At 64.7% G+C, this 12218-nt stretch carries 12 protein-coding genes and 1 pseudogene; all 13 read right to left on the bottom strand.

The window, feature by feature from the left end:
- Positions 1 to 215: 215 nt before the first annotated feature.
- On the bottom strand, positions 216 to 521 hold the full coding sequence (fliE, locus tag VJ604_RS14160; protein WP_349256688.1) for a flagellar hook-basal body complex protein FliE: 306 nt from the start codon (positions 519 to 521) through the stop codon (positions 216 to 218).
- A 19-nt stretch (positions 522 to 540) separates the two neighbouring features.
- Positions 541 to 952 (bottom strand): annotated as a pseudogene (gene flgC / locus VJ604_RS14155) (flagellar basal body rod protein FlgC).
- Position 953: 1 nt separating this feature from the next.
- On the bottom strand, positions 954 to 1382 hold the full coding sequence (flgB, locus tag VJ604_RS14150) for a flagellar basal body rod protein FlgB (protein ID WP_324083538.1): 429 nt from the start codon (positions 1380 to 1382) through the stop codon (positions 954 to 956).
- A gap of 312 nt (positions 1383 to 1694) precedes the next feature.
- A complete protein-coding gene (locus VJ604_RS14145) occupies positions 1695 to 3791 on the bottom strand; it encodes a tetratricopeptide repeat protein (protein WP_324083536.1) in 2097 nt (698 codons plus the stop codon).
- 179 nt (positions 3792 to 3970) lie between these two features.
- Complete coding sequence (locus VJ604_RS14140; protein WP_324083534.1) at positions 3971 to 4987, bottom strand: response regulator; 1017 nt, start codon at positions 4985 to 4987, stop codon at positions 3971 to 3973.
- A 13-nt stretch (positions 4988 to 5000) separates the two neighbouring features.
- Entirely contained in the window at positions 5001 to 5510 is a 510-nt protein-coding gene (locus VJ604_RS14135; RefSeq protein WP_414652443.1) for a chemotaxis protein CheX, read from the bottom strand.
- Positions 5507 to 5869, bottom strand: coding sequence for a response regulator (locus VJ604_RS14130; protein WP_324083533.1), 363 nt, complete (start codon positions 5867 to 5869; stop codon positions 5507 to 5509). Before VJ604_RS14130 ends, VJ604_RS14135 begins: the two co-directional genes overlap by 4 nt.
- 139 nt (positions 5870 to 6008) lie before the next feature.
- On the bottom strand, positions 6009 to 7028 hold the full coding sequence (locus VJ604_RS14125) for a sensor histidine kinase (RefSeq protein ID WP_324083531.1): 1020 nt from the start codon (positions 7026 to 7028) through the stop codon (positions 6009 to 6011).
- A 306-nt stretch (positions 7029 to 7334) separates the two neighbouring features.
- Positions 7335 to 7733, bottom strand: coding sequence for a rhodanese-like domain-containing protein (locus VJ604_RS14120; RefSeq protein WP_324083529.1), 399 nt, complete (start codon positions 7731 to 7733; stop codon positions 7335 to 7337).
- Positions 7734 to 7850: 117 nt separating this feature from the next.
- On the bottom strand, positions 7851 to 8681 hold the full coding sequence (locus VJ604_RS14115) for an MBL fold metallo-hydrolase (RefSeq protein ID WP_324083527.1): 831 nt from the start codon (positions 8679 to 8681) through the stop codon (positions 7851 to 7853).
- Positions 8678 to 8890: a YgaP family membrane protein gene (locus tag VJ604_RS14110; protein ID WP_324083525.1), complete on the bottom strand. Its 213-nt coding sequence runs from the start codon at positions 8888 to 8890 to the stop codon at positions 8678 to 8680. The genes VJ604_RS14115 and VJ604_RS14110 overlap by 4 nt, the downstream gene beginning before the upstream one ends.
- Before the next feature lie 13 nt (positions 8891 to 8903).
- On the bottom strand, positions 8904 to 9338 hold the full coding sequence (locus VJ604_RS14105) for a C-GCAxxG-C-C family protein (RefSeq protein WP_324083523.1): 435 nt from the start codon (positions 9336 to 9338) through the stop codon (positions 8904 to 8906).
- 105 nt (positions 9339 to 9443) lie between these two features.
- Positions 9444 to 12218, bottom strand: a 2775-nt coding sequence (locus VJ604_RS14100) for an efflux RND transporter permease subunit (RefSeq protein WP_324083521.1), incomplete at its 5' end; no start/stop codon positions are given.

Raw genomic sequence — 12218 nt, 5'->3', positions numbered from 1 at the left:
CCCTCTCCCCCCGGGAGAGGGCCGGGGTGAGGGAAGCCACAATTTTCGGCTGGTACCCATCTGGGAAAGGCGAAACGAAAAGCCGTTCGCCCTGAGCCTGTCGAAGGGCTGTGAAACTCGTTACGGCTCCTCGAAGCCGGCTTCCCTCACCCCCATCCCCTCTCATGGAGGGCGAGGGGGGAACCGAGGGCGAGGTGGGCGGCGGGGTGGTCGGGTTACACCGGCATCCTCATGATCTCCTGGTAGGCCTCCACCGCCTTGGTGCGGACCTGGGTCAGGAACTGGAAGGAGATGCTCGCCTTCTCGACCGCGATCATGGTCTCATGCAGCCCCTTGCTCTGGCCGGTGGCGAGGCCCTGGATCGACTGGTCGGCCTTCTGCTGCAGGTCGTTCACCTGGCCGACCATGTCCTCCATCATTTTCCCGAAGCCGGTGGTAGGGTTCTGCGCCCCCTGGGTGGCCTTGGCGGGAAAGGCCTGGGAGATCCCTCCCCCGACCCCTTCGATTGCGGATATCTGCATGTGTTATCTCCTCTTACCGCTAGCGACCCAGATCGAGGGTCTTCAGGGCCATGCTCTTGGCGGCCTGGGCGGCGGTTATGTTGGCTTCGTAGCTGCGGCTGGCCGAGAGCCACGTTGATGTTCGGATAGGCGACGTAGCCGTTGGCGTCGGCCTGCGGGTTGTTGGGCTCGAACTGCAGCCGGGGCGGGTTCTGGTCCTGCAGGATCTGGGTGACCTGCACGCCGCGGGCCTGGGAGGCCTTGCCCAGGGCGGCCCCGAAGGAGCCGGGGGCGGAGCTGGCGGTGAAGACTGCGTCCCTTCGGCGGTAGGGACCTCCCTCGTCGCTGGTGGTGGAGTTCACGTTGGCGAGGTTGGAGGAGATCAGGTTCATGCGGGTCCGTTCCGCGCTGAGCGCCGAGGCGCTGATATCCATCGAAGAGAAGAAGTCCATATCAGATAGTCCCCTTAATCGCTGTCTTCATCATGTCGAATTTCCGGCTCAAGAGCTGGATGGAGGCGTTGTACATGATCTGGTTCTCCGCCATCTTGGACATCTCGGCCTCCATCTCGACGCCGTTGCCGTCCGGTCCGCCGTTGCCGTCCTTGGCTTCCACCACGGTCCCCTGCACCTGCTCCAGGGCGAGGCGGCCTCCCCCTCCCTTAAGAGGGATGTGGCGGGGATTGGTGATCGCGGACGAGCCGCTCTTCCCCTTGGCCAGCGCTCCCTTCAGCTCCGACTCGAAGGAAAGGTCGCTGGGGGTGTAACCCGGTGTCTCCACGTTCGCCAGGTTCCCCGAGATCAGCGCGTGGCGTCTCGCCCGCAGATCGAGGGTCTTCCCCAGCAGCTCTTCCGTTGTTCCGAACAGTCCCTGTATGGACATAGCTTTCCTCCTTCCATGCTGCAGCACGTTTCAGCAAAAGATGTACCATCCCCCTGCCGCCGCGGCTGCAGCCGTTGCGGCAGGAGGGATAGGTCAACTTTTTGACAAGGTAGGTGACGTTGACACAGCCCCTATAACGTTCCCCCCTTGATAAAGGGGGGACAGGGGGGATTGCTTTTGCCTCTCACACTCCTCCCCCCGAACGAGGTGACGCTGGGTAGGGGGAGCGCTGCCCAGCATCACGGGACTGCCTCGGCAGGTGCGGCTGTGCTCCCCCTCCCTAACCCTCCCCCTTCGGGAGAGGGGATGAAGTTACGGGAGCTGGCTCGAGATCTTCAGGCGCCAGTTGAGATCCTCCAGCGCCTCACCGGCGAGCTTCGCCCAGGTGCCGCCTCCGCCGCGGCTTGCCACCTGCTCCCAGTTCTGCTTCGCCTGCTTGACCATGTTGAGCTTCAGGCAGAGCTCTCCCATCTTGTAGTGGAACTGGTCCGCACTCTCGCCGCTGGCGATCTTCGCCCCCTCCCGGTACGCCTCCAGCGCTTCGGGGTAATGGTGGAGCGCAACCCTGGTGGTCGCCATACAGAAGTAGCCGTCGATAAGCAGCGGGGAACCGGCCGGCGCCCTGGCCACGAACCGTGACAGGGCCCGCTCCGAGCCCCGCTGGTCGCCGGCCGCGGCCAGCGCCTTGCCCAGGTAGTAGTCGCTCTCTGGAAGTACCGCCTTACCCCCCTTGCCGTTCAACAATGAGAGCAGGCTGGCCACCTCCTTGAGATCCCCCTTTTCGAAACAAAGACGCGCCAGTTGCTCGCGCACCCTCCCCGCGCGACTGTCACCGGGGAAGCGGGCCAGGAACCCTCGGGCAGTGGATTCGGTGAGGGGGAGGTTGCCAAGGGTGAGGGCATCCTCCACCACGGTGGCGGTCAGGAAGGGGAGTGCCGCAGCAGTGAAGTTGCGGTCGCTCAGGTAGCCGAACAGCTCGATTTCGCGTCCCAGTTGGCCGAGGAGGTGAAAGGCCTCGGAGAGCCGGGGGGCGAACTGCGGATCGCTGAAGCAGCGCTCCAGGTACTCCCGGTTGTCGCAGGCGAGCTTCACGAGACCCGCCTGGTCGCGGGCCGCGTACAGCTCACGGTAGACCGGCAACAGCAGTTCCTCGCGCATCTGGTTGATGACGGTTGAGAAGATGCCGCGCGGGTAGCGGGTGCTGTAGCTGATCGAGGCGGCGAGCGCGTCGCGGGCGGGACCGTAGAGGGCCTGCACAAGAGCCATCTTGAAAAGGGCCTCGTCTCTCAGGGCAACCCCGCTCGGCCCGTCGTAGACCGCCCGGTAGCGCGCCAGCTGCTTGGGGTAACGCTCGTGCGGGATGTTGAACATCTCGGTGTCGGCGAGTCTCATGGCGGCCCGGGCGGCCGCTTCGGTGCCGGGGGCATGCGCCACCAGGGTGCCGTACATGGCGGCTGCCACCCCTTTTTCGCCGCGCCAATCGTACATCTGGGCGAGTCTCCCCAAAAGAGGAGCCGCGTACGCTGTCCCCGCATAGCGGTTCATCAGCCGGCTCAAAAGCGCACGGCCGCCGGCAAAGTCGCCGCTTTTGGCCCGCAGTTCCGCATAGGTCAGCATGGTGGCCGGCGCCTGCTCCAGGTAGGCCGGCCAGAGCGCCTCTCCCTGGCGGAAGGCGGCCAGCGCCTCCGGGGTGCGGTCCAGAAGGGCCAGCGCCTCCCCCTGCCGGTACCAGGCGAGCGCGCGCACCGCAGGAGCCTTGGCCAGGAAGGAGTTGAAGACCTCCAACGCCTGGGAGCCCTGTTGCCGGTAGAGGAGCCCCTCTCCCCGCTGGAAGAGCTGCAGTTCCTGCGCGGGCAGCAAGCTCTTCAGGAGCTTCAGGTCGGTCGGCTCGAAGGGGAGGGCGCTACGGGAGGGAACCTGGAAGTCTCGCACGAACTTTTCGGTGCCGTTCAGGATCCCTTCCCGGCCCGGCAGGATGTCCGGGCGTTGGGCGGGCTGTCGGGAGGGACCGACCTCCAGGGTGAGCAGCGGAGAGTCCGCGCTTCCCACCGTCTGCACCACCGGCTGGCCCCCCTTTACCGGGATGACCAGGGTGAGCCGGTCATAGCCGGGGTAACAGAAGATGCCGGTGAGCCGGCTATCGGAGTAGGAGCGGAGCTTCTTGAAGGCGGGGGCGTTGGCGTCTTTCACCGTGAGCCGGAGCCGGCCCGGGAGCAGGTCGATTCGGTAGTCCGGCGGGCTCTGGAAGAACAGCTTCAGGCTGGTCGTCCCCTGGCGGGGGAGGATCTGGATGCGGCGCAGGCGGTTGTCCTGCTTGGCCTGCGCGGTCATCGGGAGCGCGCAGGCGAGGAGCACCGGAAGAAGCCGGAGCAGCCGCCCCGGCCAAGCTGTACGCCGCGTATAGGTCATGGGGAAGGGTATGGCAAAAGGTGTGCCGTGCAGGTCTCGCGGCGGCCGGGCGCGGGAAAGCCGCGGCTGGGGCGGTTCCTGGCGCTGGTCGGGGTGCTGCGGTGAGGCGGGAGCAGGTAAAGGCCGCTGGCGTCAGTCAAAAAAACCTGTGGAGGAGATGTTTTTTTGACTCAGGTTGGCTAGGGATGGACGAGCTTCTCCACCTTGAGGTTGAGTTCCCGCAGGTCGAGAGGGTGCATCATCAGGATGTCGCGGGCCCCGGCCTTGAGTGCCTTCAAAACGGCGCTGCGGGTCCACTCGGGGGCGCAGAGCAGCAGGGACCCCTCGCACTTCTTGAGCATGGGGACCACCCGTTTGCAGATGGCGAGGTCCCGGTCGAAGGTGCGCTTGAGCGAGACTACCGCCACCCGGACGTCCCCCGCCGAGAAGAGAGCCGGCAGGTCGGCCCCCATCGGTGCATCCACCAGGCGGAACCCCCCCGGCGCGAGCCCCTCCATGATCTCCTGGCGGACCTCGTCGTCGCCAAGCACCAGCACCGAGGGAGGCACGGCCACCGCCGCCTCCGCGGCTGCTTCCTCGGCCGGCGGGACGGGCGCCTCTTCCTCGGCAGTTTCCTCCGGCTGCGGATCGAACAGGTTGGCGAGCGCCGGCGGGATCATGATGTCCAGCCGGTTCATCTCGTAGCCGGTGATCTCCAGGGGGGCGCGGTACATGAGGTAGGAGCCGTCCGGGAAGGGGATCTGGTCCGTTAGGAGGTCCACCTCGGGGATGTACTTCACCGGGGAGAGGAGCTTCAGGTGCACCTTGTCGGGGAGCTTGGGCTGGAAGACGGAGTTGAAGGAGCCGATGATCTGGTTGGCGATCTCCCCGAAGGCGTCCACGTCGTCCGGTTCCTGGATGCTGAGCCGCCGCTTTTCCTGGACGCGCGGCCCCGGGATGCCGAGCAGGATGCTGCTCATCACGATGGCGTCCCCCAGCGAGAAGAGCAGGTAGAAACGCCCGGGGTAGGCCTCGCGCGACTCGACCCCCACCACGTAGATGGCGCCGTCCTCGCCGGCCAGGTAGCTCTTGCGGTCGGTGTTCAGTACGTCGGAGGCGGCCACCGTGAGGTTCTGGCCGAGCAGCATGCTGCTCTCCTCACCGGCCTGTTTCATGGCCGCATCCAGCATCGATTGCAGTTTTTCGAAAGCAGACATCGTAGGCTACCCGCTAACCTTCTTTCTGCAGCTTGAGTCCCACCAGGAAGCGGTCGCTCGCCTCGATGAAGGGGATGATGACGCAATCGCTGTCGGACATGGAGTTGACGGTGTACTCCTCGCCGGCGATCACGGTGGGGATGGAGAGGTTGATGTCCAGCCCCCCCTTGGAGAGGATCTGTTTCACGTAGCCGCCCAGCATGTTGGCGATCTCGCCCATCGCGTCGTTGACGTCCTCGCCGACCTCCTCGACGTCCATGCCGAGCATGTTGGAGGTGATGCGCAGGGCCAGCGGCTTGGGGCAGTGGATGGAGAGGATCCCCGTGTAGGTGCCCGCCAGGCCGACCATGCCGGTCACCGAACAGTGGAAGGTGGTGATCGGCTCGCTGAGCGGGTACTGGTCCTGCGGGTCCAGCATCACCATGGTGGTGAAGACTTCCTTGGTGGCGTTGATCACGTAGCCCGCCAGGTCCACCTCGCTCAGCTTGGTGCTCTGCGCTATCTGCTGGTTCAATGCCATCATAAAAGTCCTCCGAGCTTCTCGTTCAACTGGTCCGGCGTGAAGGGCTTCTTGATGCTGTCGCTTGCGCCGTTGGAGAGCGCCTCCTTCAGGATGTCCTCGCCACCCTCGGTCGTGATCATCACGATGGGAACCTTGACCCCTTTGGCCCTGACCGCCTTGATGAACTCCAGCCCGTCCATGTTGGGCATGTTGATGTCCGAGAGGATGAGGTCGATGCTCTTCCCCTCCATGGTGCTCAGTCCCTCGATGCCGTCGCCGGCTTCGTAGATGTCATCCACCTGGAGCCCCGCCTGGCGAAGGCTGCGGGAGATGATCTTTCTCATGGTCGACGAATCGTCCACTATCAGTACGTTGCCCATGTCGTCCTCCTTGAAGGGTGCGCCCGTTGGCCGGGAGCAGGCTCGCCGGTTGGGCCGGACGGGAAGCGGCAGCTGTCGGGTCGCGGCGCACCGGGTATCATGAGTGGTTAATCGGCTGAGGAACGGGAAACTTTAGCGGTCATCGGCGCTCCAGCGGGAGGAAGACCGAGAAGCGGGTCCCCTTGCCGGCGGCGCTCTCCACGCCGATGCTGCCGCCGTGTGCCTCCACGATCGCCTTGCTGATGGTGAGGCCGAGCCCGGTGCCCTTGAAGCCCTGGGCGCCCGAGGCGCGGAAATACTTGTTGAAGATGCGGGGAAGCTCTTCGGGGGGGATGCCGATGCCGGTGTCTGCCACTTCCACCACCAGGTAATCCTGCTGCACTCCGCTGCTGACCCGGATGGCGCCGCGCCTGGGAGTGAACTTCACCGCGTTGCCGATCAGGTTGGCGAACACCCGGGCGATCTGCTTGCCGTCCAGGTAGAGCGGGGGGACTTCGCCGCTCAACTCGGCGGAGAAGGCTGAGCCGTGCACGACGGCCTCGCGGGCGCCGTCGTTGCAGCATCCCTCCAGGAGCGCCTGGACGTTGCAGGGCTGCCGGTCGATCTGCAAAAGCCCAGCTTCCAGCCGGTACGCATCCAGCACGTCCTCGATCATGGCGAGCATCTTCTTGGAACTCTTGTCCATCTCCTTGATGAAGACCTGCAGTGAGGGGTCGATCTTGTCGGGGACCTCGCCCAAAAGCGCCTGCACGTACCCCATGATGACGGTGAGCGGCGATTTGAGGTCATGGGTCATCATGGCCACGAACTCCTCGCGGTCCCGCTTCTCCTTCTTGTCGGCGGTGACGTCGCGCAGCTCGAAGAACTCGCCGCAGCCGCCGACCAGGGGGACCATGGCCGAGCGGACCAGCAGGATGGCGCCGTCGATGCTCATCTCCACCGGCGTGTCCCCCGAGTTCTCGCTCAGTACCCGGTAGATGGGGGTCCTCAGCGGCAGCATGTCCACCCGCTTCCCCAGCACCTCACTGCGGGGTACCTTGAGGAGCTCTTCCGCCCTGCGGTTCATCAGCACCACGATGCCGGAGCCGTCCAGCTGTACGATCCCGGCGTCCGTCAGCTCCAGCAGCGTTTCGGCGTTTTGTTGGCGTCCCGTGTCCATCCATTCCTCCGACCAGGCTTTCTCCATCCGGCTTATCGGGTGGACTCCCCGGGAGCTTTAGGGGAGCACACAATGGCAAAGTTTACCAGTTATCAAGATGGATGAAAGAAGACTAATTTAATTCATTTGGGTTCTACAGGCAAACGTTCTCCGGCTCCACCAGTCGAAGCAGGCGGGGTGTCAGCGCGGATCACGTGAGTGGCTGGAAGAGCCGAGGATTTGCTGGAAGAGTCGAAGGGATTGAGGAGAGAGGGAAGGGATTGGGTGGTGGTTGCCGCAGCGCGGTGACTGCGGCAACCGGACTCATCAGTGAGCGGGACGCTCGAGCGGGAAGCCGTTCTTGTACCAGCTGATCAGGCCGTCGGAGATCTGGTAGACCTCGTGGTAGCCCTGGGCGGACAGGAAATCGGCCGCCTTCAGGGAACGCCTGCCCACCGCGCAGTAGACGAGAATCGGCTTGTCGCGCGGGATCTCGTTCACTCTCTGCGGCAGTTCGTTGAGGGGGATCAGCTTGGCCCCTTTCAGATGGGCCTGCTGGTATTCCTCAGGCGTGCGCACGTCAAGCAGCACGAGGCCGGCTTTCTGCGCAGTCATCGCCTTGGCTTGCGTCGAGCTGACGTTGACAGTGCCAGCCGCGAAGCAGATCGAGGCGAGCAGCGCCATTACGGCGACAAAGCTCACCGCGATTTTACGACCATTCTTCATTCTACAACCTCCTTATAGTAAAAACCGATAGCCAGTATTTAGCACAACCGTGGATGGATTACCAGCGGGAACAGCTCCTTGGCGGGCAGGGGGCGGGGGTTTTGGGAAGGGGTAACTTCAATCGCACTCGATGGTGTAGCCGACATGGGCGGGACGAAAACCCCCGCCAAACTCCCTGGCGAGCCGGGCGGAAGCGTGGAACCCTGTGCAGTGTCCGGCGCAGATCTTCTTGACGCCGGCGATCTTCAGCGCCTTGACCGTCTCCTCGATCTGCTGCTGCGAGCAGAAGGCCAGGTGGCAGCCTCCCACCACCCCGTACACCTGGTCGATGCCGGTCTTGAGCCGGGCGAGCTCCAGGGTGTTGATGACCCCCGCATGGCAGCAGCCGAGCAGGAGCAAGAGCCCCTTCTCGGTGACGATGACCAGTGATTGATCATCGGGGACCCGGTCGCTGTCGCAGCCAGCCAGGTCGCAGAAGAGGGCGGCATCCCCCTCCTCGAACCCGCTGCTGCGCGGCACTTCGCCGGTCAGGAAGATGCCGGGCGCGATCTCCCGGAAAGCGTCGCCCAGCGAGAAACTCGCCCCCAGTCCGGCCAGGAAATCTTCGGAGAAGGGGATGCCGATCGGACGGCAGACCCCCTCCCTCAGCGAGTAGCGCTTGGTGAAGACGCCGGGGTGGGCGAGGACCCGCTTGGGGCCGCAGGTCGACAGCAGCGGCCAGAGACCCCCGGTGTGGTCGTAGTGGCCGTGCGACAGGACCACCTGGCCGACCGCACGCAGGTCGACGTTCATGCGCTGCGCGTTGTGCAGAAGGGTCAGCCCACCGCCGGTGTCGAAGAGGATGGATTCGCCGTCGCGCTCGATGAGGGCGGCAAAGCCGTGCTCGCCGAGGGTCCCGGAGAGGGGGCCGGCACTGTTGTCGCAGAGTATCCTGATCCGCCCGCTCATTTGCAGCAGGTTTTCTGCGGAAGCTTGGGCACGCCCAGCTTGTCCAGGATGGTCATCATGGGGCACCAGTTGGTGAGGCCGGACTGGAAGAGGTTCAGCCCCACGAAGGCGGTGAACCACAGCCAGCGCGGGTCGTGGTAGTGGGCGAGCGCCAGGGAAAGCAGAATGAAGGTGCCGGCGATGAGTCGTAACAGTCTGTCGATGTACATGGCGTCCTCCGCGCTAGTTCTTTTTGGCGTCCAGCATCTCGGCGACTTTGCCGGCGACGCGGGCGGTGAGGTCGACGCAGCCGCTTTTGCCCTTGGCGGTGAGGACCTTGCAGCAGGTGACCCGATACTCCTGCTTGAACCACTCGTGCAGTTCCTTGGTCATGGCGGAGACCGCCCTGCGGTCGCCCTCCATCACCAGGCCGAGCGCCATGGTGCCGCCGGAGACCGCGCCGCAGATGCAGCCGGCACCGGAGCCGCCGCCGAAGCCGTTCGCCATCTGCACCACCGCGTCCGGTATCTCGGGGGCGAAGTGATTCTTCACCGAGGCCAGCACCGATTCGGCGCAGTGCATCTTGCCCGAGCGATACAAGCTTTCCGCCTGTGCCGCGACCTGTTCAGACAGACTCCACTCCTCTTTTTCTGCCACAGCCTTTTTACTCCAAAACATGCGAAGCTCTCCTTGTAGTGCAATCGGCCGTTCATTCTCTATCAGCCGATCGTGTAATAGTAAACTGAAAGTCACTTTCCTCTCAATGGTAATCTTTGTATCCGGCTATGACTTGACAGCCGCCCGCTTTCTCTCTTTCCAGGACTCCACGATGTAGTACAGGATCGGGATGGTGATCCTGGAGAGGGTGGTGGAGGCGATCTCGCCGCACATCATGGCCAGTGCCAGCCCCTGGAAGATGGGGTCGAACAGGATCACGAAGCTCCCCACCACCACCGCCGCCGCGGTGAGCAGCATGGGGCGGAAGCGCACCGCGCCGGCGTCGATGATTGCCTCGTCCAGCGGCATACCCTCCCGGCGGCGCAGCTCGGCGAAGTCGATCAGGATGATGGAGTTCCTGACGATGATGCCGGCCAGCGCGATGAAGCCGATCATGCTGGTGGCGGTGAAGAAGGCCCCCATGAGCGCGTGCCCGGGGAGGATGCCGATCAGGGTGAGCGGGATGGGCGCCATGATCACCAGCGGGGTGGTGAAGTCCTTGAACCAGGCCACCACCAGCACGTAGATGAGGATCATCACCGCGGCGAAGGCGGCCCCCAGGTCGCGGAAGACTTCGTAGGTGATGTGCCACTCGCCGTCCCACTTGATGCCGGGACGCTCCTCGTTCCAGGGCTGGCTCGCCGCGCGCTGCTCGATGCGGTAGCCGCCGGGGAGCTTGAGGCCGTCAATCTCCTTCTGCATCTTGAGGATGGCGTAGACCGGCGCCTCGATGACCCCGGCCACGTCGCCGGTCACGTAGACCACGTCCTTGAGGTTCTTGCGGTACAGGGACTTATCTTCCACCCCGCGCACCACCCGGACCAGCTCGGAGAGCGGCACGTTCCCCTTGGCCCCCGCCAGGTAGATTGAGGAGAGCGAGGCGAGGTTGCTGCGCGAGCCGACCGGCAGCCGCAGGTTGATGTAGACCGGCTCCTTCTCGGCTACTGCGTGCATGAGGCCGGCGTCGGCGCCCCCCACCGCGACCTTCAGGGTCCTGACCACCTGCTCGGCGTCCACCCCGGAGAGGGCGGCCTTTTCCCGGTCCACCTCGAAGCGCAGGCTCGGCTGGTCGTCCTCCTGGTACCAGTCGGTGTCCACCACCCCCTTGGTGGAGGCGAAGATCTGCTTCACCTTGCGGGCGATGTCGACGCGGGTGGCCTGATCGGGGCCGTACACCTCGGCCACCAGGGTGGAGAGGACCGGCGGACCCGGCGGGATCTCCGCCACCTTGAGCCTCGCGCCGTAGCGGTCGGCGATCGCTTTCAGGGAGGGACGGATCCGTCTGGCGATGTCGTGGGACTGGTCATGCCGTTGCTCCTTGCCGACCAGGTTCACCTGGATTTCGGAGACGTTGGCCCCCTTCCTCAGGTAGTAGTGGCGGACCAGGCCGTTGAAGTTGAAGGGGGAGCTTAAGCCCACGTAGCTCTGGAAATCGGTCACCTCGGGCACCTTGCGCAGGGCGTCCCCCATCTCGGCCACCATGCGGGCGTTTTCCTCCAGGGTGGTCCCCTCCGGCGCGTCCACGATCAGCTGCAGCTCGCTCTTGTTGTCGAAGGGGAGCATCTTGACGGTCACCGCCTTGAAGTAGATGAGCGAGCAGGAGGCCAGCAGGAGCACCACCACCAGGGTCAGGAAACCGTAGCGGACCTTCTTCTTGTGCAGGAGGGCGCCCATCACCCGGCGGTAGAAGCCGGTCATCCAGCTCTCTTCCGGTGGCGCCGAGCTTTCGAAGTGGGACTCCCCCTTCATGAAGCGGAAGGCGAAGTAGGGGGTGACGATGAAGGCGATCAGCAGCGAGAAGACCATGGCCAGGGAGGCACCCACCGGGATGGGGCGCATGTAGGGCCCCATCAGCCCCCCCACGAACCCCATCGGGAGGATGGAGCCGATGACGGCCAGGGTCGCCAGCATGGTGGGGTTGCCGATCTCGTCCACCGCCCGGATGGCGGCCTCCAGCGGCTTCAACCTGGTGGTGGTGAAGTAGCGGTGGATGTTCTCCACCACCACGATGGCGTCGTCCACCAGGATGCCGATCGAGAAGATCAGGGCGAACAGGGTGATGCGGTTCAGGGTGTAGCCGATCCGGTTGAAGATGAACATGGTGAGCGCCAGCGTCACCGGGATGGCGATGGCGGCCACCGCTCCGGCCCGCCACCCCATGAAGACCGCGATCAGGATGGTGACCGAGATCGCCGCCAGGAACATGTGGAAGAGGAGCTCGTTGTTCTTCTCCTTGGCCGTCTCGCCGTAGTTCCTGGTGACCGTCACCTGCATCTCGGAGGGGATGATTTTCCCTTTCTGGAACTCGACCCTCTTCAGGAGGTCCTCGGCCACCCAGGTTGCGTTCGCACCCTTGCGCTTGGCGATGGAGATGGTGACCGCCGGGTAGTCGCCCGCCCCACCCTTGAGCCCCTTCTCGGCCGCGGCGGGGCCGAGCCCCATGAAGACGTAGTCCTTGGGCTCCTGGATACCGTCGGTGACGCTGGCCACCTCCCCCAGGTAGACCGGGCGCCCGTCCTTCACGGTCACCACCAGCCGGCGGGCGGTGGCCGCGTCGGTGATGAAGTTCCCCGCGTCCAGCGTGTAGTCACGGTTTCCCGTGGAGATGGAGCCGGCCCGCTGAGCCACGTTACCCTTCTCCAGCGCTCCCATCACCGCCATCGGCGTCAGGCGGTAGGAGGAGAGCTTGGGACCGTCCAGGGTCACCTTCAGTTCGCGGCTGAGCCCCCCCTTGATCTCCGTCTCGGCGACGTTGTCGGTCTTCTCCAGGTCGTCCCTGAGCGCCTGCGCCACCCGGCGCAGCGCGTAGTGGTCGTAGCGGTCGGACCAAAGCGTCAGGGT

It is taken from the genome of Geomonas sp., assembly GCF_035254065.1.
Lineage (GTDB): Bacteria > Desulfobacterota > Desulfuromonadia > Geobacterales > Geobacteraceae > Geomonas.
This window is presented reverse-complemented; position numbering and strand designations above follow the sequence as displayed.

Bases quoted from the DNA above. Each gene is read 5' to 3' on its own strand.
- VJ604_RS14105 (WP_324083523.1), bottom strand. From the start codon at position 9,338: ATGTTTTGGAGTAAAAAGGCTGTGGCAGAAAAAGAGGAGTGGAGTCTG.
- VJ604_RS14145 (WP_324083536.1), bottom strand. From the start codon at position 3,791: ATGACCTATACGCGGCGTACAGCTTGGCCGGGGCGGCTGCTCCGGCTT.
- flgB (WP_324083538.1), bottom strand. From the start codon at position 1,382: ATGTCCATACAGGGACTGTTCGGAACAACGGAAGAGCTGCTGGGGAAG.
- VJ604_RS14125 (WP_324083531.1), bottom strand. From the start codon at position 7,028: ATGGACACGGGACGCCAACAAAACGCCGAAACGCTGCTGGAGCTGACG.
- VJ604_RS14140 (WP_324083534.1), bottom strand. From the start codon at position 4,987: ATGTCTGCTTTCGAAAAACTGCAATCGATGCTGGATGCGGCCATGAAA.
- VJ604_RS14135 (WP_414652443.1), bottom strand. From the start codon at position 5,510: ATGATGGCATTGAACCAGCAGATAGCGCAGAGCACCAAGCTGAGCGAG.
- VJ604_RS14130 (WP_324083533.1), bottom strand. From the start codon at position 5,869: ATGGGCAACGTACTGATAGTGGACGATTCGTCGACCATGAGAAAGATC.
- VJ604_RS14115 (WP_324083527.1), bottom strand. From the start codon at position 8,681: ATGAGCGGGCGGATCAGGATACTCTGCGACAACAGTGCCGGCCCCCTC.
- VJ604_RS14110 (WP_324083525.1), bottom strand. From the start codon at position 8,890: ATGTACATCGACAGACTGTTACGACTCATCGCCGGCACCTTCATTCTG.
- fliE (WP_349256688.1), bottom strand. From the start codon at position 521: ATGCAGATATCCGCAATCGAAGGGGTCGGGGGAGGGATCTCCCAGGCC.
- VJ604_RS14120 (WP_324083529.1), bottom strand. From the start codon at position 7,733: ATGAAGAATGGTCGTAAAATCGCGGTGAGCTTTGTCGCCGTAATGGCG.